The organism is Streptomyces sp. 1-11, assembly GCF_007176755.1.
GTDB lineage: Bacteria > Actinomycetota > Actinomycetes > Streptomycetales > Streptomycetaceae > Streptomyces.
The window spans coordinates 38,095-58,478 of sequence record NZ_BJTV01000018.1; the positions used below are offsets into that span (position 1 = coordinate 38,095).

The 20,384-nt window shown below is 75.3% G+C and carries 12 protein-coding genes; 2 read left to right on the forward strand and 10 right to left on the reverse strand.

The window, feature by feature from the left end; all coding sequences use genetic code 11:
• Positions 1-1,656, reverse strand: coding sequence for a glycosyltransferase family 2 protein (locus tag TNCT1_RS29990; RefSeq protein ID WP_143638339.1), 1,656 nt, complete (start codon positions 1,654-1,656; stop codon positions 1-3).
• Between the two features lie 42 nt (positions 1,657-1,698).
• Positions 1,699-2,970 (reverse strand): glycosyltransferase family 87 protein, encoded by a 1,272-nt coding sequence (locus tag TNCT1_RS29995; RefSeq protein WP_174266500.1) that lies wholly within the window; start codon positions 2,968-2,970, stop codon positions 1,699-1,701.
• Between the two features lie 91 nt (positions 2,971-3,061).
• Here TNCT1_RS29995 and TNCT1_RS30000 point away from each other — a divergent pair, with 91 nt between their 5' ends.
• Positions 3,062-4,687 (forward strand): glycosyltransferase family 39 protein, encoded by a 1,626-nt coding sequence (locus TNCT1_RS30000; RefSeq protein ID WP_308789295.1) that lies wholly within the window; start codon positions 3,062-3,064, stop codon positions 4,685-4,687.
• Here TNCT1_RS30000 and TNCT1_RS30005 read toward each other — a convergent pair.
• A complete protein-coding gene (locus TNCT1_RS30005) occupies positions 4,635-5,141 on the reverse strand; it encodes a MarR family winged helix-turn-helix transcriptional regulator (protein ID WP_235902962.1) in 507 nt (168 codons plus the stop codon). The two genes, TNCT1_RS30000 and TNCT1_RS30005, sit on opposite strands and share 53 nt — an antisense overlap.
• A gap of 126 nt (positions 5,142-5,267) precedes the next feature.
• Here TNCT1_RS30005 and TNCT1_RS30010 point away from each other — a divergent pair, with 126 nt between their 5' ends.
• Positions 5,268-5,681, forward strand: a complete 414-nt coding sequence (locus TNCT1_RS30010; RefSeq protein ID WP_143638345.1) for an organic hydroperoxide resistance protein — start codon at positions 5,268-5,270, stop codon at positions 5,679-5,681.
• A 9-nt stretch (positions 5,682-5,690) separates the two neighbouring features.
• Here TNCT1_RS30010 and TNCT1_RS30015 read toward each other — a convergent pair whose 3' ends face one another.
• The 7 genes from TNCT1_RS30015 to TNCT1_RS30045 form a co-directional block, all read right to left on the reverse strand.
• On the reverse strand, positions 5,691-7,931 hold the full coding sequence (locus TNCT1_RS30015) for a bifunctional glycosyltransferase/CDP-glycerol:glycerophosphate glycerophosphotransferase (protein ID WP_143638347.1): 2,241 nt from the start codon (positions 7,929-7,931) through the stop codon (positions 5,691-5,693).
• 3 nt (positions 7,932-7,934) lie between these two features.
• The gene (locus tag TNCT1_RS30020) at positions 7,935-10,136 is read right to left on the reverse strand and encodes a CDP-glycerol glycerophosphotransferase family protein (protein ID WP_143638349.1); all 2,202 of its coding nucleotides are present in this window, start codon (positions 10,134-10,136) and stop codon (positions 7,935-7,937) included.
• Positions 10,137-10,260: 124 nt separating this feature from the next.
• A complete protein-coding gene (locus TNCT1_RS30025) occupies positions 10,261-12,519 on the reverse strand; it encodes a bifunctional glycosyltransferase family 2 protein/CDP-glycerol:glycerophosphate glycerophosphotransferase (protein ID WP_143638351.1) in 2,259 nt (752 codons plus the stop codon).
• A gap of 165 nt (positions 12,520-12,684) precedes the next feature.
• The gene (locus TNCT1_RS30030; protein ID WP_143638354.1) at positions 12,685-13,596 is read right to left on the reverse strand and encodes a carbohydrate ABC transporter permease; all 912 of its coding nucleotides are present in this window, start codon (positions 13,594-13,596) and stop codon (positions 12,685-12,687) included.
• Positions 13,597-13,687: 91 nt separating this feature from the next.
• Positions 13,688-15,031, reverse strand: coding sequence for a carbohydrate ABC transporter permease (locus TNCT1_RS30035; protein WP_174266501.1), 1,344 nt, complete (start codon positions 15,029-15,031; stop codon positions 13,688-13,690).
• A gap of 7 nt (positions 15,032-15,038) precedes the next feature.
• Positions 15,039-16,418 (reverse strand): ABC transporter substrate-binding protein, encoded by a 1,380-nt coding sequence (locus TNCT1_RS30040; RefSeq protein ID WP_143638356.1) that lies wholly within the window; start codon positions 16,416-16,418, stop codon positions 15,039-15,041.
• A 161-nt stretch (positions 16,419-16,579) separates the two neighbouring features.
• Positions 16,580-20,191, reverse strand: a complete 3,612-nt coding sequence (locus TNCT1_RS30045; protein ID WP_143638358.1) for an FHA domain-containing protein — start codon at positions 20,189-20,191, stop codon at positions 16,580-16,582.
• Between the last annotated feature and the right edge of the window lie 193 nt (positions 20,192-20,384).

Sequence of the window (20,384 nt, forward strand, 5' to 3'; positions counted from 1 at the left end):
TCAGTGGCCGGCCGGTGACGGCCGGCGGCTCGTGGTCCCGTGCGATCGGTGGAACAGGCGGCGCAGTCGGCCGCGGGCCACCGTCACGACTCCTTGTACTCCGGTCGCCACACGCAGGGCCAGTGCTCCGGAGTGGGTCGCGTACGGCTGGACCAGCACCAGGCCGTGCCGGGCGTCGGGGACGGCGCGCCGGCGCAGCAGGCCGTCGCCCGCGAGGGCGTGCGCGGTGGCCTCGCGGGCCGCGCCGTCCGCGAACCGCACGGTCAGGCGCAGGTCCCAGGTGCCCGTGCCGAGCCCGCCCGGGTCGACGGGTACCTCGGCCGTCCAGCGCTCCGGACCGGCGGGCGTGAAGGCCGCGGTGGCGCGCCGGGCCAATCTCCCGTCCCGCCGGGATTGCCACTGCACGTCCACCTCCCGCGGACCGGCACCGGCCGTCCGCCCGTACAGCTCGTGCAGGCGCAGACGCAGCCGACGCGTCCGCGGACGTAGTTCCGCGTCCACCGCGAGCGGGAGGAGGGCGGTGGGCCGGGCGAGCAGCGGCGCGAGGGTGACCTGGGTCAGGTCGGGCGCCCAGACGGGCGTGCCGTCGGGAGCGCGGGCGTACGGGGGGAGCAGCCGGGCCGGACGGGCGGCGAGTTCCCGCAGGCGGGGCAGGTCGCGCGGCTCGGGCGACGCCAGGACCACCCGGCCCAGCAGCCGTCCGGGGGCCGCCGGGTTGAGCTCCCAGTCGGCGGCGTCGTAGCGCGCGAGGTACTCGCGGGTGTGCGCCCACCACGCGCGCCGGTAGTGCGCGTCGCGCAGGTCCAGTTCGCGGAGGTACATGCGCAGCTCGTGGTCGAGGAACTTGGCGCGCGCGGCCCGCGCCAGCGCCTTCTGCCCGGCGCCCAGCAGGATGTCGTACGCCAGCGCGCACGCCCGGGTGCGCGCCCGCCAGTTGGCGATGTCCTCCCGGTCAAGGGAGAGCGACAGCCGCTCGGCCGACCGGCGCACGTGCCACACGTACACGCGCTCCGGCACCAGCGCCACGCGCGGCGCGGCGGCCAGCACGCGCGCGGTGAAGACGAAGTCCTCGTAGAGGAAGCGGCCCTCGGGGAAGCGGATGCCGTGCTCGCGCAGGAAGCCGGTGCGGTAGAGCTTGTTGACGCACAGGGTGTCGTGGACGAGCCGGGGGCGCTGGGAGGGGCGCGCGAGGACGGCGGGCGCCGAGTAGAGCGCCGCCTGCCACGGCTGTTCGCGTCCCGAGGGCAGCTCGCGGCGCACGCACAGTCCGCCCGCCACCTCGGCGCCCGCTCCGGTGGCGCCCCGCAGCAGCGCGTCCACCGCGCCGGGCGGCAGCACGTCGTCGCTGTCGAGGAACATCACGTACGGCATCGTCACGGCGTCGATCCCGGTGTTGCGCGGAGTGCCGCAGCCGCCGCTGTTCACGTCCCGGCGCACCACCCGCAGCCGGGGCTCCCCGGCGGCCAGCCGGTCGAGCAGCTCGCCGCTGCCGTCGCTCGAGCAGTCGTCGACGGCGACCACCTCGCCGACGGCCGGCCCCTGGGCGAGCGCGGAGCGCACGGCGCCGGCGACGTGGCCGGCGTCGTTGTAGCCGATCACGACGACGCCGACCTGGGGTGCCGGCTGCTTGTCCGGGGCTTGCGGGTCTGTACTCATGGGGTCCACGGGCCGGGAACTTAGGAAGTCTGTATTACCCCGTTACGGGCCGGTTAGTGCCCGATCCGGGAGACGGCCGGAATCCGGGCGGGGCCGCGTCGCGGGCGCGGGCTCCCCGGCCGGCGGCCGGGCCGCGCGCCACAGCCGCACGAAGGACAGCACCGCGGCCGCCGCCAGCAGCGTGTTGCGGGCCAGCATCAGCAGGCAGCCGGTCCAGGTGCCGGCCACCACCTCGCGGTAGAGCACCGGATAGGCCACCGAGCTGAGCGCGCTCGCCGCGAGGATCAGTACGGCCACCGGGCGCTGGCTGGTGTGCCGGGAGGCCAGGCACACGGCGGCCAGGCCCAGCAGCCAGATCAGGTACTGCGGGCTGATGACCCGGCTGGTGACGGTGAACAGCAGCACCGCGGCGAGCGCGGCGTCGTACGGTGTGGCCGGGCTCCAGTGCCGTGCCCGCAGCCGCCACAGCACCAGCAGCCCGAGCGCGGCGGCGGTGAGCCCGAGGCTGAGCGTGGCCACGGTGTGCACATGCGGTCCGACCAGCTCGATCGCCCCGTACTGGTAGCGGGCCCTGCCGGGCCAGCCGGCCCGGCGCGCCAGGTTGAGCGCGGTGCCGCCGAGCGACTCGATCTGCACGCCCCGGCCGCCCTGCTCCCGCAGGAACGCCAGCGGATGGCTGAACGAGGCGGCGAGCAGGGCCAGTCCCAGCCCTCCGCCGACCGCCGCCCAGCCCCACGCCGTGCGGGTCGCGTCACCCCGGGGCGTGCCCAGCAGCACCAGCGCGGGCCACACCTTCACCAGCGCGCCCAGTGCCGCGAGGACACCGCCCACCCGCCGGGAGCGCCCCGACGACAGCAGGGCCGCCACGGCCAGCGCGGTCACCTGCAGGTCGTAGCGGGCGAGCGGGAGGTGCAGCAGCAGCGGCAGACCGCAGGTCCACACGGCCGCGCCGAGCAGGCTCCCGCCGGGCCGCCTGCCCGCCCGGACCAGGGCCACCGCGATCAGCGCGTCCGCGGCCAGCACCAGCGCCACGAACGACTGGAAGTAAGTCAGCCACGGCAGCAGGCCCGGCGCCAGCAGCACCACGCCCGCGCCCGGCGGGTACTGCCAGGTGCTGTCGTGGGTCGGGAAGGCGCCGTGCGCCAGCACGCCGTACCAGTGGAAGTACAGGCGCCACACCTCACGCGGCACCGCGCCCCCGCCCAGCAGGGGCGAACTGTCGTGCGTGAGCAGCCACGACATCAGGGCACGGGTGACGAGCCAGACGGCGGCGAGGGCGAGGACCGGGCCGGGGGTGACACGGAGACGGTTCATCACGCGGGAGCCTAATCCGCGTGGATGGTGTATTCATGCTGATACGCCGTCATTACCCCGCAAAGATTGGCTAATCGCAAAAGATGGTGCGGTGGTCAGCCTCGGGTCTCCTGCGCAACCGCGGCCGCACGGCACCCCGGCGGCGGCCACCGGGTCCGCCGCCGCCCCGCCGGGCGCCCCGCCGGGCGGTCCGGCCCGGGTCCGGCGGGCCGTCGCCGTGTGCGTGCCCGCGCTGGTGATGCTCGCGCTCGGCGGCTGGGGGCTCGACCGGGGCGGGATGTGGCGCGACGAGGCCGTCACCTTCCAGGTGGCCCGCCGCACCGTGCCGCAGATCTGGCGGCTGCTGCACGAGGTCGACGCGGTGCACGGCCTGTACTACCTCCTCATGCACGCCGTCCTGTCCGTCCACCCCGGCGAGGTCGTCCTCAGGCTGCCCTCCGTGTGCGCGGCGGCCGCGACCGCCGGCCTGGTGGCCGCGCTCGGCACCCGGCTGGCGCGGCCGCGCGTCGGGCTCTGGGCCGGACTGCTGTACGCCGTCTCGCCGATGGCCGGCCACTACGCCCAGGAAGGCCGCTCGTACGCCCTGGTCGCGGCCGGCGCCACGGCGGCGACGCTGCTGTTCGTACGAGCCGTGCGCGGGGGTTCGTGGTGGGCCTACGGCACGGTCGTCGCCCTCACCTGCTGGCTGCACGAGTTCGCCGTGCTGCTGCTTCCCGCCCACGCCGTGTCGCTGGCGCTGGCCCGGGTGGCCCCGCGGGTGTGGCGGGGCTGGGGACGCGCGGCGGCACTGGCCGGGCTCGCGCTGCTGCCGATGGTGTTGGTGTCCGAGTCCCAGTCGGCGCAGGTGGCCTGGCTGCGGCCGCCGACGCGGGCGACGGCGCTGGGGCTGCTGCGCACGTTCCTCGGGCCGGCGGACCCGGTGTTCTGGGTGTGCCTGTGCCTGGCCCTGGTGGCTCTGCCGGCGGCGGCCGGACGGCGCGGGGTGCCGACGTGCGCGGGTGTCGCCGCGCCGCTGGCCGTGGTGCCGCCGGCCACGCTGATGCTGGTGTCGCAGTTGTCGCCGCTGTACGTCGACCGGTACGTGCTCTACGCCCTGTCGGGGGCGCCGCTGCTGGTCGCCGCCGGGGCGGACCGGCTGCTGCCGCCCCGCGCGGGCGCCCGCGTCGCCGCCCTGGCCGGTGCGGCCGCCGTCCTGCTGGTCCTCACCCATCAGCTCCCCCTGCTGCGCGCCGACCGCGACCCGGCCCGCCGCCCCGACGACCTCGCCGCCGTCGCCCGGGCCGCCGACCGGAGGCTGCGCCCGGGGGACGCGGTGCTGTTCCTGCCGGAGCAGACGCGGAACACGGCCCTCACCTACCCCGCGGCGTTCCGCGGGGCGCGGGACGTGGCGCTGACGGAGTCCGCGGCCGTGTCCGGAACCCTGTACGGACGGGAGGCGGGGCCGCCGGACCTGCGCCGGCGGATGGCCCGGCTGGACCGGGTCTGGGTGGTCGCCGACCGGGACGTGCTGGCCGGGCGGTGGCGGCCGGGCAGCCCCGTGGAGCGGACGAAGTCCGCCGTGCTGGCGGGGGAGTTCACGCCGGCCGGGGAGTCGGTCGTGGGCGAGGTGGCGGTACGGCTCTACGTCCGCCGGGCCCCCGCCGGGCTCAGCGGTCCCGCCGAACTCAGCGCCCCCGCCGGGCCTCCGCCGCGGCCGCCGCGTCCAGCGCGCCGGTGAGCCGGTCCAGGCGCTCGCGCAGCTCGCCGATCTCCGCCAGCTCGAAGCCCGTGGCCGCCGCGATGCGGCGCGGCACCTCCAGGGCCCGCTCGCGCAGCGCCGCGCCCTGGCCGGTCAGCCCCACCCGCACCGAGCGCTCGTCGTGCGCGCTGCGCTCCCGCGTGACCAGACCCGCCGCCTCCAGCCGCTTGAGCAGCGGGGACAGCGTCCCGGAGTCCAGTCGCAGGTGCTCGCCGAGCTTCTTCACCGGCAGATCGCCGTGCTCCCAGAGCACCAGCATCACCAGGTACTGGGGGTAGGTGAGCCCCAGGTCCTTGAGGACGACGCGGTACACGCCGTTGAAGGCGCGGGAGGCCGCGTGCAGGGAGAAGCAGATCTGGCGGTCCAGCCGCAGCCACTCGGTGTCCGGGACGGCGGCGGCCGGCGGGGTCTGCGGGGTCGGCGAGGTGCTCATGGATACAGGGTAGCGCCGGCGAGCCATTCAGTTGTGCACAACTTAATTGTGTGCTCTACTTATGGCCGTGAGGCGGCCCCGACCGGAGCCGCCGGAACGCAACCGACTTCCAGAGGGATGGTCTTCATGGACGCGCTCTACACCGCTGTCGCCACCGCCACCCACGGCCGCGACGGCCGCGCCGTCTCCTCCGACGGCAAGGTCGACGTCAAGCTGGCCCCGCCGGTGGAGCTCGGCGGCGACGGCCAGGGCACCAACCCGGAGCAGCTCTTCGCCGCCGGTTACGCCGCCTGCTTCGGCAGCGCCCTCGGCCTCGTCGGCCGCCAGGCGAAGGTCGACGTCACCGACGCCGCGGTGACCGCCGAGGTGGGCATCGGCAAGCAGGGCGAGGGCTTCGGCCTGAAGGTGACGCTGCGCGTGGAGCTGCCCGAGACCGTGGACGAGGCGACCGGCCGCAAGCTGGTCGAGACCGCCCACCAGGTCTGCCCCTACTCCAACGCCACCCGCGGCAACATCGAGGTCGACCTCGTCATCGAGTAGCCGGACCCGTCACCGGCGCCCCGCCGGCCTCGCCTGCGCGGCCGGCAGCCCGGCGCCGGCCGCCTGGCCGGGGATCCGCACGGACCCCGGCCCGGGCGGCACGGCCTCGCCGAGCAGCAGCGTCCGCACCACCCGTTCGGCGGCCCGGCCGTCGTCGAACTCGCAGAACCGGGCCCGGAAGTCCGCCCGCAGCCGCCGGGACTCCTCGTCCCGCCACGATCCGGATGTGAACAGCCCGATCAGCTCCCGGTAGGAGCGCGACACCCGGCCCGGCGCCTCCGCGGTGATGTCCAGGTACGCGCCCCGGCTCGCGGTGAACGCGGCCCAGTCGTCGGCGTGCACCACGATCGGCCGGTCCAGGTTGGCGTAGTCGAACATCAGCGCCGAGTAGTCCGTGACCAGCACGTCGGAGGCGAGCATCACCTCCTCGACGTGCGGCTCGTCCGTCGCGTCGACCACGACCCCCCGCCGGGCCAACTCGGTCAGGCCCATGCCGCGCGCCGGACCGGCCGCCAGCGTCGGGTGCAGCCGGACCACCAGCGTGCTGCCCTCGCCCAGGTCGGCCGCGAACCGGGCCAGGTCGATCCGGTCCACGTGCCCGCCGCGCCGGTAGTCCCGGCGGGTCGGCGCGTACAGCACCACCGTGTGGTCCGCCGGGATGCCGTGCCGCAGCCGGAAGCCGGCGCCCGCGCCGTCGGCCGCGCCGACCAGTACGTCGTTGCGCGGGCTGCCGGTGCGCACCGAGGTGAAGTGGCAGGGGTAGGCCCGCTCCCAGACCAGCTCCGAATGACGGTTGGCGACCAGGCTGTAGTCCCAGCGGTCGGCCCGGCGCAGCATCTGCGGCACGTCGAAGCCCAGCCGGGCGCCGGGCTTGTCCAGCAGATCGGCGCCCCTGTACTTCAGCGGGGTGCCCTGGTGGGTGTGGACGTGCACGCTGCCTGGCCGTTTGACCAGCGTGCCGGGCCAGTTGACGTCGTTGACGAAGAACTTGGCGCGCGCGGTGATCTCCAGACAGCGCCGTGAGTCCACGAGCACGTGCTCGACACCGGCCGGCAGCCGCCCGGCGGCCTCCTCGTCGCGCACCACCCACACCCCGCGCAACCGCGGGGCGATCTCCAGCGCCTTGCGGTAGACGGCGGCCGGATCGCCCAGCACGCCCTGGTGCGAGGAGGCCGAGTACACCACCAGGTGCTCGTCCAGCGGCCGGTGCGCGTGCAGCAGGGTCCAGCCGCGCCGGGCCCGGGCGCCCACGGCCCGCCGGGCCGGAGCCGACCGCCGCACGGCCTCCCGTGCGGCCCGCTCCGCCCGCCGGCGCAGCAGGTACCGCGCGTAACCGCCCTCCAGTACGGCGACCTCGCCGTCCACCAGGGCGTCCTCGGGCCGGAACCGGCGGAACATCTCCGCGGTGCGCCGGAAGAACTCCGCCCGGTCCCCGGGCGGCAGCCGGTCCGGCTTGGCGAGGATGTCCAGACAGTGCTCGCTCATCTTGCGGTGCAGGTACGGCCGCCAGCCCGCCAGCTCCGGGCGCCCGTCCACGAAGGCGAAGACCCGCTCGTACTGCCCGTGGACGTCGAAGTGCTTGCGGCTGGTGGTGGACAGGATGTTGCCCTGCCGGCGCTGCCGGTAGTTCAGGCAGATCCGCTCCAGCGCGGCGATCCGCCGGGCGCTGAGCATGACCGGGAAGGTCCAGGGGGTGTCCTCGTAGTACCCGGGCGGGAACTCGAAGCCGTTCTCCTCGACGAAGCCGCGTCGGTAGACCTTGTTCCACACCACCATCAGCAGGTCCAGGATCTCCGGCCGGGCGGCCGCCGTGAAGGTCTCCGCGCCGGCCTCGGCGAGCACGTGCGCCAGCGCGTTGCGCCGGGTGCCGCCCCACCAGTAGGTGCGCGCGTAGTCGAAGACCAGCACGTCCGGGTCGGCGGCCTCCGCCAGCCGGTCGGCCATGGCGCCCAGCGCGCCCGGGGTGAGCGTGTCGTCGCTGTCCAGGAAGAACAGGTAGTCGCCGGTGGCGTGCGGCAGCCCGGCGTTGCGGGCCCGGCCGAGACCGGCGTTCTCCGGCAGGTGCAGCACCTTCACCCGCGGGTCGCGGGCCGCGTACTCGTCCAGGATCGCACCGCAGCCGTCCGGTGAGCGGTCGTCCACGGCGATCAGCTCGAAGTCGCCGAAGGACTGCCGCAGCACCGAGTCCAGGCACTCGCGCAGGAAGCCCTGCACCTTGAAGCAGGGGACGATGAGACTGAAGCGGGGCACGGGTCAGCTCCTCACGAGGGTCGCGGCGGCGGGGGCGGGGACGCGCTCGGCGAGCGGGATCACCGGCGGGATCGCCTCCGGCGGCTCGCCCAGCAGCACCCGGCGTACGACGCGTTCGGCGGCCAGCCCGTCGTCGAACTGGCAGAACCGCTCCCGGAACGCGGCCCGCAGCGCCCTGGACTCCGGCCCCGCCCACGAGCCGTCGGAGAAGACCCGGGCCAGCTCGCCGGGGGTCCGGGCGAGCGGCCCCGGCGGCTCGGCAGGCAGGTCGAAGTAGACGCCCCGGGTCTCCCGGTAGACCTCCCAGTCGTCGGCGTACACCACGATCGGCCGGTCCAGGTTGGCGTAGTCGAACATGATGGAGGAGTAGTCGGTCACCAGCGCGTCCGCGGCCAGGCACACGTCCTCCGAGGAGCGGTGCGCGGTGACGTCGATGACCCGTCCCGAGCCCGCCGGGCGGCCGCGGTCGTAGAAGTAGTGGGCGCGCAGCAGGACGACGACGTCCTCGCCGGCCGCCTCGCAGAACGCCTCCAGGTCGAGGCCGGGTTCGAAGCCGGTGTGGTGGTCGCGGTGGGTCGGCGCGTACAGCACGGCCGTCGCCCCCTCCGGCACGCCCAGCTCCCGCCGTACGCGCGCGACGTCGGCGGCGGTCGCCCTGTAGAAGACGTCGTTGCGCGGGTAGCCGTACTCCAGCTGCTCGTAGGAGCCGGGGAAGGCGCGCTCCCAGATCCGCGTGGAGTGGCTGTTGGAGGACAGGTTGAAGTCCCAGCGGTCCACCCGGCCCAGCAGCTTCGTGAAGCTGCCGGAGCGCGCCGCCACCACCGGGTACGTCGACTGGTCCACCCCCATCGTCTTCAGCGGGGTACCGTGCTGCGTCTGCAGGTGCACACTGCCCGGCCGCTTGACCACGCCCTCGGCGAAGTTGGCGTTGTTGACCAGGTACGTGGCGCGGGCCAGCACCTCCCAGTAGCGGCGGGAGCCGATCACCGCGTGCTCGACGCCCTCCGGCACCGCGTGGACCTGGTCCGCCTCGACCAGGAACACCGCGCGGATGTGCGGGGCGAGTTCCCAGGCCTTGGCGTGGATCGCGGCCGGGTTGCAGGCGTAACCCCGGCCCCAGTACGCGCAGAACACCGCGAGCCGCGGATCCAGGGGCCGGCGCAGGTCACGGGCGTAGCGCAGCCGGGTGCGCAGCATGCGCGGGCGCGGCAGCAGCCCGGCGGACCGGGCCGCCACCCGGTTGGCGCCCCGCAGTGCCCGGAACGCGGAGTACGCGCCCGTCGCCAGCAGCCGGTGCTGCACCCCGAGGCTGCCGGCCGGCGCCCGGTGGCCGGCCGGCCGGTGCGCCCGGTAGAGCCGGGCCGCCCGGCGGAAGAAGGCGCGGTGCCCGCCGGGCAGCCGCTCCGGGCGGGACGCGGTCTTCAGCACCTGCGCGAAGAGCTGGTCGAACACCGGCCGCGCCCGCCCGGCGGACAGTCCCGCCGCGGCCGCCCGGGTCAGCACCAGCTCGACCTGGTCCAGCAGCGTGTGCTGGTGCGGCCCGGGCAGGTTGAGCCGGCTGCCCTGGCGGCGCGCCCGGTGCCGTACGACGGCCCGGCGCAGCACCGCGATCCGCCCGGCGGCGATGCCGGTCAGCCCGCACCAGCCGAGGTCGGTGAAGTGGCCCTCGGGGAAGGCGAGTCCGTGCTCGATGAGGAAGGCCCGGCGGTAGGCGGTGCCCCAGGCCGGCAGCCGCAGGCCGGTCAGCTCCGGGAACCGGTCCGGGGCGAAGGCCCCCTTCGGCGCCTTCGCCAGCAGCGGCGCGGCCGGGTTGGCGGGTTCGCCCTCCCACCATGGGGTCCGTTCGTGCTCGGCGTACAGCACGTCGACGCCGGCGGTCTCGGCCAGCCGGGCGTCCAGGGCCGCCAGCGCGCCCGGCAGCAGCAGATCGTCGCCGTCCAGGAACAGCACGTACGCGCCGCCCGCCGCCCGCATCCCCGCGTTGCGGGCCCCGCTCAGACCGGCGGACGGCGGCGAGTGGACCGGCGTCACCCGGGAGTCCCGCCCGGCGTGCGCGGCGGCCACCGCGGCGGCCGGGGAGCCGGGCGCGTCGCAGACCGGGATCAGCTCGAGGTCGCCGAAGGACTGGCCGAGGACCGAGTCCAGCGCCTGGGACAGCCGGCCGGCGACCCCGTGGGACGGGACGATGATGCTGAATCGGGGCATTCTGCTCTTTCCGTTGTCTTGCCGACGCGGCCGGGCCGTCCGGCGGGACGCCAGGTGGACGGCCGGACCGGAGTGGGCCGCGTCGTACTGAGGGGCATGGGCGCTCCCGGAAGAACAACGCTGTTCAGCGGCTCTCGGTGACGGTGTGTGAGCCGGAAGGTTGCGGCACGGTGACGAGCGGGGAACGCGCGGGGGCGGCCGCTGCGGACGGCGCCGGCCTGCGCTCGGCGAGCGGCACGAACGCCGGCAGCCCCTCCGTCTCGCCCAGCACGACCCGCCGGACGACCCGCTCGGCGGCGCGGCCGTCGTCGTACGGGCAGAACCGCTCCCGGAAGGCCGCCCGCAGCCGGCCCGAGCCGGAGTCGCGCCACCGTCCGGTGGAGAACACCTCGACCAGCTCCTCCTCGTCGGCGGCCACCGCGCCCGGCGGGAAGGCGCGCAGGTCGAAGTAGACGCCCCGGGTCGCCTCGTAGACGTCCCAGTCCCCGGTGTGCACCACGATCGGCCGGTCCAGGCACGCGTAGTCGAACATCAGGGGCGAGTAGTCGGTGAGCAGCGCGTCCGCGGCCAGGAACAGGGACGCCACGTCCGGCTGCCCGGAGACGTCGATGATCCGGCCGTCCGCGCCGCGGGAGCCGCCGGCGCGCGGGGCGGGGGAGCGGTCGAGGACCACGAAACGCGGGCCGAGCCGGCGCTGGATCCGCTCCAGGTCGAGCGGCGGGCGCTGGGTGCGGCGGTGGTCGCGGTGCGCGGGCGCGTACAGGACGGCGACCGCGCCCTCCGGGACGCCCAGCGCCTCGCGCAGCCGGGTCACGTCCGCCTCGGTGGCCCGCTGCAGGACGTCGTTGCGCGGGGAGCCGTACTCCAGCGTGGTGTAGCGGCCAGGGTAGACCCGCTCCCAGGTCAAGGTGGTGTGCCGGTTGCCGGACAGCACGTAGTCCCACTGGTCGACGGACCGCAGCAGCGCCTCGAAGTCGGTGCCGCGGGCGGCGGCCGGGCGCTCCTGGAGGTCCAGGCCCATGTGCCCGAGCGGAGTGCCCTGCTCGGTCTGGACGAAGACCTGGCCCGGGCGCTTGCGCAGCCCGTGACCGAAGTGGCCGTCGTGCACCAGGTACTTGGCCCGGGCCAGCGCGGTCCAGCCGGCGGCCGTGCCCGGACGCGGCCGGCGCGGGCCCGGAGCGACCGGGTGCCGGACTTCCGGGCCGGCGAGCCAGTCGGTGCGGATGTGCGGGGCGTACGCGCGGAACGCCTCCTCCAGAGCGGCCGGGCCGGCGCCGGACCCCGGGGCGGCGGCGAACACCGCGCGGTCGGCGCGCAGCGGCAGGCGGAGCTGGATCCCGTAGTGCAGCCGCAGCGCGCCGGCCCTGAGCGCCCGGGCCAGCCTGCCGGCACACCGCAGCGAACGCCGCCGGAGCGCGGCGGCCGGGCGCAGGGCGCGGAAGGTGCGGTGCATGCCGAAGCGGACCAGCGCGTGCCGCAGCCGGGAGCGGGCCTGCGCCCGGCCGCCGGGGACGCGGTACCGGCGGTGGTGGGTCCTGGCCCGGCGCAGGAACTCGGCGTGGCTGCCGCGCGGCAGCCGGTCCCGGCGGGTGAGGACCGTGACGTAGTGGTCGATCATCCGGCCGAACAGCTCCGGCCGCCACCGGTCGAGACCGGGGTGCCGGTCGACGTACGCGAACACCCGCTCGTACTGCTCGAAGACGTCGAAGTGCTTGCGGCTGGTGGTGCCCAGGATGTTGCCCTGCCGGCGCTGCCGGTAGTGCACGCACACCCGGTCCAGGGTGGCGATCGACTCCGCCGCCATCAGGGCCGGGAAGGTCCAGGGGGTGTCCTCGTAGTAGCCGGGCGGGAAGGCGAAGCCCCGCTCCGCGACGAACTCCCGCCGGTACGCCTTGTTCCAGGCGACCATCAGCACCCGCAGCAGCCCCGGGCGGTCCTCCAGGCGGAACGGGGCCGGTCCGTCCTGGGTCAGCTGGGCGGCCATCCGGTTGCGGACCGCCTCGCCGTTCCAGAAGGTGCGCGCGTAGTCGAAGACCAGGAGGTCGGGCTCGCCGGTCTCCTCGATCCGCTCGGCGATCGCGCGCAGCGCGCCCTGGGCGAGCGTGTCGTCGCTGTCCAGGAAGAGCAGGTAGTCGCCCGTGGCGCGGGCCATGCCCGCGTTGCGGGCGCGGCCGAGGCCCTGGTTCTCCGCCAGGTGCACGGCCGTCACACGGGGGTCGCGGGCGGCGTACTCGTCGGCGATCGCGCCGCAGGCGTCCGGGGAGCGGTCGTCCACGACGATCAGCTCCAGATCGGGGAACGACTGGTCGAGCACCGAGTCCAGACACTCCGGCAGGTACGCCTGGACCTTGTACGCGGGGACAATCACAGTGAACCTGGGCACGGGGCATCCATGGGTCGGTCGGCACGGGCGTCTTGCCCGGGAACGGCCGATGGAGTGAATTGGTCACGGTCCGTACCGCGTTCGGGGGACACCGCGCACGCCCCGCGCACGCGCCGAGGGGCGGGCCACGGCGGGCCCGCCCCTCCAACCGCTCGTACTCCGTTGCTACTTGACCGCGCCCGCCATCACCCCGGAGACGAACTGCCGCTGGAACGCGAAGAACACGGCCAGCGGGATCACCATCGAGATGAACGCGCCGGGCGCCAGCACGTCGATGTTGTTGCCGAACTGCCGTACCTGTGTCTGCAGGGCGACCGTGATCGGCTGCGAGCCGGACTTGGTGAACACCAGCGCGACCAGCATGTCGTTCCACACCCACAGGAACTGGAAGATGCCGAGGCTCGCGATCGCGGGGCCGCCGAGCGGCATCACCACCCGGGCGAACAGGCGCAGTTCACCGGCGCCGTCCAGCCGGGCCGCCTCCAGGAGTTCCCTCGGGATCTCCGCGAAGAAGTTGCGCAGCAGGAACACCGCGAACGGCAGGCCGAAGCCGACGTGGAACAGGATCACCCCGAGGATGGTCCCGAACAGGCCGATGTCCCCGAAGAGTTCCGCGATCGGGATCAGCGCCACCTGCACCGGCACCACCAGCAGGCTGACCACGCCGAGGAACCACCAGTCGCGGCCCGGGAACTCCATCCACGCGAAGGCGTAGCCCGCCAGCGACCCGAGCACCACGACCAGGACCGTCGCCGGGACCGTGATCAGCACGGTGTTCACCAGGGAGTGGGTGATGTCCCCGTTCTCCAGCAGCTTCCGGTAGCTGTCGAAGGTCAGCTCGGACGGCTTGGCGAACACCTGCCACCAGCCGCTCGCGCTCATGTCCTCCGGCGCACGCAGCGAGGAGATCAGCAGGCCGATGGTCGGCACCAGCCAGAACAGGCCCACGAGGAGCAGGAACACGCGGACCAGCCCGCCGCTGAGCCGCCCGGTGATCCGCGCGGCCCAGGACTCCCGGGCCGGCGCGGCAGTGTCGGTGGATGTCACCTTCCCGATCCTTCCGGCGGTAGCCGTCATCGCCGCACCTCCCGCCGCAGCCGGCGGACGTTGCTGTGTTCTCCCGGGGGGCGACCCCCGGACCCCCGGCCGGGCCGGGGCGCGGGTGTCCTCATCGCCGCACCTCCCGCCGCAGCCGGCGGACGTTGAACAGCATCAGCGGGATCACCAGCAGCAGCAGGAAGACCGCGATCGCGCTCGCGATGCCCGGCTGGCCCTCGGCGAAGCCCTTGCGGTACAGCTCCAGGGCCAGCACGTTGGCGTCGTCCTGGGAGGAGCCGGGGGCGATGATGTAGACGAGGTCGAAGACCTTCAGCACGTTGATCATCAGGGTGACCACGACCACCGCGAGGACCGGCGCGAGCAGGGGCACGGTGACCTTGCGGAACACCTGCCACTCGTTGGCGCCGTCCACGCGCGCCGCCTCCAGCAGTTCCCGGGGCACGCCCGCTAGCCCGGCCGCGATGAGCACCATCGCGAAGCCCGCCCACATCCACACGTACGACCCGATGACGGCCGGGGTGACCAGCGCCGGGCCCAGCCAGTCGACGCCGTTGTACGGCTCCTTGAAGTTGCTCGCCGGCAGCCGGAGCAGCGCCCCGTCGGCCGAAGCGGGCAGCGTGAAGGTGCCGTCGCCCGCGGCCTCGGCGGAGGCCACCACCGTGCCGTCCTTCACCGCCTCGATCCGCATCCCGGCGTAGCCCAGTTCGGACGGGTCGGGCGCGCCCAGCCGGCCGACGCCCTTGCCGCGGGTGAAGTCCTGCCAGGTGGTACCGGTGATCTTCCCCGGCTCCGCCCTGGCGGCCACGGCCTTCTTCGCGCCGCCGGGCATCTGTTCCGGGGCCACCCCGACGAGCGGCAGCGTGACCGGCTGCCCGGCGTGCACGGGAGCCGAGGTGATGAATCCGCCGCCGTCCGCCTTCAGGGGCGACTGGCGGCCCGGGTGCGCCTTCGGGAACGCCGACGACTGGGCGAAGGTGTCGTGGACCCCGACCCAGACCGCGTTGGCGACGCCCTTGTCCGGGTCCTGGTCGTACACCAGCCGGAAGATGATCCCGGCCGCAAGCATCGAGATCGCCATCGGCATGAAGACGACCAGCTTGAACGCCGTTCCCCAGCGCACCCGTTCGGTCAGCACCGCGAAGATCAGGCCGAGCGCGGTGGAGACCGTGGGCGCGAACACCACCCAGATGACGTTGTTCTTCAGCGCGGTGCGGATGCCGTCGTCCGTGAACAGCGCCTTGTAGTTGTCGAACCCGGCGAAGCCGTCGCCGGAGGCGTTGTAGAAGCTGCGGACGACCGAGTACCCGATCGGGTAGACCACGAGCGCGCCGAGCAGCACCAGGGCGGGCAGCAGGAACAGGGCTGCCACGGTCCGGCGGGTGCCGGTCACGCTCTTGCGGCTCTTGGGCGCGGCGGGGCCCGGTGGGGCCCCGGCCGCCGCTGCCGACGCCATCGCCGGATCAGCTCCCGTTCCCGTACGCGGCCGCCGCGTCCTTCTCCAGTCGCGCCTGGGTGCCCGCGACGTCCTTCGGGTTCTTCAGGAAGTCCTGCAGGTCCTTCCACTCGCCCTTGCCGGGCGTGCCGCCGAACGCCTGCGGGGCCTGGTCGGACATGTCGAAGCGGAAGTCGTCGCCGGAGGCGATCAGCGCCTTGGCGATGGTGCGCTGCACCTCGTTCGGGTACGCCGAGTCCGGCACGTTCTTGTTCGGCGAGAGGTAGCCGCCGAGCTTGGCCTGGATGGTCGCCGCGTCCGGGGAGGCCAGGAAGGTGGCCAGGGCCTGCGCCGCCTTGGAGTCCTTCAGCACGACGGCCGCGTCACCGCCGGAGACCACCGGCGCGCTGGACCCGACGGCGGGGAACGGGAACACCTTCGCGTCCGTGCCCACCTTGGCCTTGGTGTCGCCGATGTTGACCTGCGCGAAGTCGCCCTCGTAGACCATGGCGGCCTTCGGCTGGTCGCCGCCGGTGAAGGTCTGGGTGACGGAGGCCGGGAACTCGGTCTGCAGCGCGCCGTCCGCGCCGCCCGCCACGTAGTCCTTCTTGCCCCAGATCTGGGCGAGCGTGGTGAGCGCCTGCTTCACCGAGGGATCGGTCCACTTGATCTTGTGCTGGGCGAGCTGGTCGTACTTCTCCGGGCCCGCCTGGGACAGATAGACGTTCTCGAACCAGTCCGTCAGCGTCCAGCCGTCGGCGCCGCCGACCGAGAACGGGGTGACACCGGAGTCGTACACCGCCTGCGCGGTGGTCAGCAGGTCCTGCCAGGTCTTCGGCTCCTTGGCGCCCGCGTTCTCGAAGGCCTTGGCGTTGTACCAGATCAGGGACTTGTTGGCGGCCTTGTAGTAGACGCCGTAACTCTTGCCGTCGACCTTGCCGATGTCCTGCCAGCCCTGCGAGTAGTTCTTCCGCAGCTCCTTGAGCGCGTCGGCCCCGAGCGGCTTCGCCCAGCCCTTCTGCACGGCCTGCTTGATGGCGCCCGGCTGCGGCAGCAGCGCCACGTCCGGCGGCTGACCGCCCGCGATCTTGGAACCCAGGAAGTTGATGATCGGGTCCTGTGCGGGCACGAACGTCACCTTCGCGCCGGTGCGCTTCTCGAACTCCGCGAGGACCTTCTTGAAGTTCGCCTGTTCGGTGCCGGTCCAGACGGCGGCGACCTCCAGCTTCGCGCCGTTCAGCTTCGGCAGTCTGAGGGTGGAGCCGGTGGCCCCGCCGCCCGTGTCGCCGTCGCCCTTCTTGTCGCTGTCGCCGCCGGAGCAGGCGGTCAGCGTGAGGGCTCCCGCGAGCAGCGCGGCGAGTGTGGTGACGGCCCTGCGTGTCCGGATGGTGCCGCTGTTGCTGCGCATCACTTCCCCGTTCGTCGTTCTCCGTTGAACGTCAGAACTCTGTCCCGTCCGGTCCGGTCTACGCCGGGCCGTGCGCGGGCGGCAAGAGCGCCTGCGCCGTCCAGCGGCCCATCGTGACCGGCTCGTGATCAACGGGGTATGCGTCCGGGGTTCCGCGCGGCTCAGAGCAGCGAGGGCACCTGTGCTGCCGCCACCTCCCGGGCCGCCCGCTGCACCGCGCTCGCCAGCAGGGCCAGATCGGTGGGGCCGTTGCCCAGCTCCCGCACCGGCCGCCGGGCCGGCGGGTCGCCCATGCGCTGCCACTCCAGCGGCACCACCGTGGGCCGCTGCGTCGCGGTGCGCGGGATCCGGCCGGTGACCCGGCCGCCCTGGAAGCCCACGGTCCTGCCGTCCGGGTACGTCAGCCGGCCCCGCCCCGGCGCCGGTTCCCCGCCGGGCTCCTGGCCCGGGGCGGCCGGCGCGGCGCCGGTGCGCCCGGCGGCCGGCGCGTCCAGCGCGATGCGCAGGGTGGCCCGCCTGGCCGGTTCCGTCTCCGCGGTACGGCCGCCGGTACCGGCCGTCGCCACTAGGTGCACCCCGAGCCGCTCGCCCTCCCGGGCCACCGCCTCCAGCGCCCGCAGCACCGACCCGGCGGCGGGGCGGCCGGGCGAGCCGAGCGCAGGGGAGACCAGCGCGTCGAGGTCGTCGACGACCACCACGAGCCGGGGCAGCGGCGGCGCCGTCTCGGCGCGCTGCCGCGCGGCGGCGCCGGGCCGCAGCCGCAGCGTGGAGCTGGGCGGCGCCTCTATGTCCCCCGACGCGTCCGCCGCGCCGGCGACGGCACCGGAACCGGGGCCCCGGCCGTTCGGCGTGCGCTGCGCGACGATCTGGCCGGACACCTCGCGCCCGGAGTGCCACTGGGCGAAGTCCGCCAGACCCAGCAGCTCCGCGCGCCGCTTCAGCTCCGCGGTCAGCGACTGCGCGAACTCCCGCATGCGCACGGGGTCGTTGGCGATGAGGTGGGTCGTCACATGGGGTATGTCCGTGCAGACGCGCAGGCCTTCGCCGCGCCCCGCGCCGGTGCCGACGCCGTCCCGGCCGTCGATCAGCACCATGCCCAGCCGGTCGGGCCGCTCGGCCGCGGCGAGCGAGGCGGCCACCGTCCGCAGCAGCTCGGTACGGCCGCTGCCGGCCGGGCCCTCGATCAGCAGGTGCGGGCCGTCGGCCACCAGGTCGACGGTGAGCGGGCCGTGCGGACCGGCGCCCAGCACCGCCCGGGCCCGGCCCGCCGGGGACGCGGTGTCGTCGGCCGCGTCCGCCCAGCGGGCCATCAGCGAGGCCGGGGTGGCCCGGGCCAGACCCAGCTCGTCCAGCAGGCGCGCGGACGTCGGCAGCGGCACGGCCACGCGCGCGTGCGGCTCGGCGAGCGGGCCGTCCGGCCGCAGCGGCGCCAGCGCCCGCGCGAACCGCTCGGCCCAGGCGGGCGAGACGGCGTCGACGGTGGCGAGGGTGCCCGGTCCGACCGGGCCGGTCGGCGCGACCCGCATCAGGTGGAGCGCGCCCGCGACGTCACCGCCGAGCAGGGCGGCGGCCCCGCAGTACCGGAAGGCCGGCGTGGCCTCGCAGGCGGCCTCGTAGGTCCGGGTCACGGGCGACGCGGCGGAGGCGGGCTCGGTCTCGGCGAGGCACACCACGTGGATCCCGGCCCTCGGCCCGGCCACGGCCAGCCGCGCCAGCGACTCCGTCAGGGCCGCGCCTCCCGGGTCCCCGTCCACGACGACGACCGTGTACGGGCCAGGGAAGCCGCCGGTCCCGGCCGGGCCGGCGTCCTCCCTGGCCCAGGAGGGGCGGCGCGCCGCCGCCCCGGACCGTGGGTCGGCGGGCCCGGAGGCGGCCCACGGGGCGGGGCCGGCGTGGCCGCCCGGCGGTGCCGTGAAAGCCGACGCCGTGCCGAAGGCCGTGCCGGTCGCGGCGGCGGGCGGGGCGGGGTGGGCCGGGCCCGGGTGAGCGTCGTGCTGCCGCGGACCTGGTACGGAGGGGGCGCCGGGCCGCTCGGTGACGCCGGTGCCGGGGGCGCCGTGCTCGGCCGGAGCCTGGGCGTGGGTCGGGGTCTGGGCCTGGGCCGGCGTCCGGGGCGCGGCCGGCTGGGCGGTGCCCCGGCCCGTCGCCGCGTACTCCGCCACCCGGCGCAGCAGCTCCTCCGTACGGGCCGCCGCCTGCTCGCGGTCGTAGGCCAGCAGCAGGCGGCAGTCCTGGCCGTGGCCGGGGCGGACGTGCGGGAGCCAGCCGAGCCAGGACCACTCCGCCGTGCGCTCCGCCAGCGGACGCGCGCGGTCCGCGCTGATCAGCACGATCTCCAGCAGATCGGGGGAGTGCAGCGCGGCGAGCTGGGCCAGTGCCGCGCGGGCCAGCCCGGACAGCCGCGGGCGCGGCCCCGCGAGGCCCAGCGCGCCGGCCTCGCGCAGCGCGGCGGTCACCGGCACGGCGGGCAGCACGCCCGAACCGTCCGGCGCGCCGCGGTCCGCCGTGCCGAGCCGCACGGTCAGCGCCTCCGGGTGCCCCGGCCCCCGCTCCCACAGCCGGGGCCCCGGGCCCAGGGCGGTGAGCAGCAGCGCGGCCGGGTCCGGCCAGGTCTCGGGCCGCTGGGGCGCTCCGGTGTGCGCGGCGGCGGCCTCGCCGGCCGCCGTGCCGTACTCCTCCGGCCGGGTGGCCGGCTGCTCGCCGCGTCCGCCCGCCAGCCGCCGCGCCCAGGCGCCGAGCCCGCCGCGCCGTCGCACTCCCGGCGGCACGTCGGTGCCGCGCAGGGGCGTGCCCTTGCGGGTGCCGGGGCCGGTGTCCTCGTCGTCCCCGGCGAGTTCGGCGCCGCCGGGCAGGCCGACGCCGTGCGGTCCGGCGTGCGTGTCGCCGCCGCCCGCGCCGTGGGTCGCGCCCAGGCTCTCGGCGCCCGGCGCTCCCGCCTGCCCGGGAACCAGGGGTTCCGCCCGGGTGCGGTCGTGACCGGGGCCGTCGCCGGCCGAGCCGTAGCCGTGGCGGGTGGGTCCGGACGGGTCCACGCCGCTCGCGGACGGCGGCTCCACGCGCGCGTGCCCCCGCGGGTCGGCCGCGTGCCCCCGCGGGTCCTCCGGGAGCACCCGCAGGCGGCCCTCACCGTCCGGCACCGTCGCCGTGCGCGCCCCGGGGCCCCCGGACGGCGTAACGCGCAGGGCGGACTCGCCGAGCCGCAGCAGCGCGCCCGCGGGGAACCGCACCGGGCGCTCGCCGACGCGCGTGCCGTCCAGAGTGGTGCCGTTGGTGGAGCCCAGGTCGGTGACCGAGACCCGGCCGTCGGCGCCGACGGTGACCGCGCAGTGCAGCCGGGAGACGTCCGGGTCGTCCAGCGGGACGTCGGCGTCGGCGGAACGGCCCACGGTGATCCGGCCGCCGTGCAGCAGATGGACCCCGCCCGCGTCCGGCCCGGCGACCACGTGCAGCTGGGTCGGGGCGTCGTCCAGTTCGGGGTGCGGCTCCGCGGCCGCGGGGGCGCCCAGGGACAGCACGGCGCCGTCGACCAGCGGGGGCTCGCCCAGGACGCGGCGGCGCGCGTCCAGCCGCTCGGCGCCCGCGTACAGCACCACCGGGGCGCCTGTGGCGTCCCGGCCGGCGCCGCCCTCTCCGGCGACCGCGGCGGCCAGCCCCGACGCCACGGCGGCCAGGTCCGTGCCCGCCGGCGCCGTCACCAGCACGTCCCGGGTCACGGCGCGGCCCCGCTGCGGGGACGGGCCCAGCGGATCTACGACGGTCAGCCGGATCTGCATCGCCGTCAGCGGTCCCTTCTGCCCGGGCGCGGACTACCCCACCCCCCGCACGAGCACGTCGGCCAGTACTGCACGCATCCTCGCACCTGTCACTGACAACGTGCCCACGATCCGGTGCCAAGTGATCTTGAATGGTCAGCTCTGCCCACAAAAGTGCCTGACCGGTGGTGCGCCGACGATCAGTTGAGATCGG

Excerpts from the sequence above, each read along its gene's own strand:
- TNCT1_RS29990 (WP_143638339.1), bottom strand. The coding sequence starts at position 1,656 with ATGAGTACAGACCCGCAAGCCCCGGACAAGCAGCCGGCACCCCAGGTC.
- TNCT1_RS29995 (WP_174266500.1), bottom strand. The coding sequence starts at position 2,970 with ATGAACCGTCTCCGTGTCACCCCCGGCCCGGTCCTCGCCCTCGCCGCC.
- TNCT1_RS30005 (WP_235902962.1), bottom strand. The coding sequence starts at position 5,141 with ATGAGCACCTCGCCGACCCCGCAGACCCCGCCGGCCGCCGCCGTCCCG.
- TNCT1_RS30010 (WP_143638345.1), top strand. The coding sequence starts at position 5,268 with ATGGACGCGCTCTACACCGCTGTCGCCACCGCCACCCACGGCCGCGAC.
- TNCT1_RS30020 (WP_143638349.1), bottom strand. The coding sequence starts at position 10,136 with ATGCCCCGATTCAGCATCATCGTCCCGTCCCACGGGGTCGCCGGCCGG.
- TNCT1_RS30030 (WP_143638354.1), bottom strand. The coding sequence starts at position 13,596 with ATGACGGCTACCGCCGGAAGGATCGGGAAGGTGACATCCACCGACACT.
- TNCT1_RS30035 (WP_174266501.1), bottom strand. The coding sequence starts at position 15,031 with ATGGCGTCGGCAGCGGCGGCCGGGGCCCCACCGGGCCCCGCCGCGCCC.
- TNCT1_RS30040 (WP_143638356.1), bottom strand. The coding sequence starts at position 16,418 with ATGCGCAGCAACAGCGGCACCATCCGGACACGCAGGGCCGTCACCACA.
- TNCT1_RS30045 (WP_143638358.1), bottom strand. The coding sequence starts at position 20,191 with ATGCAGATCCGGCTGACCGTCGTAGATCCGCTGGGCCCGTCCCCGCAG.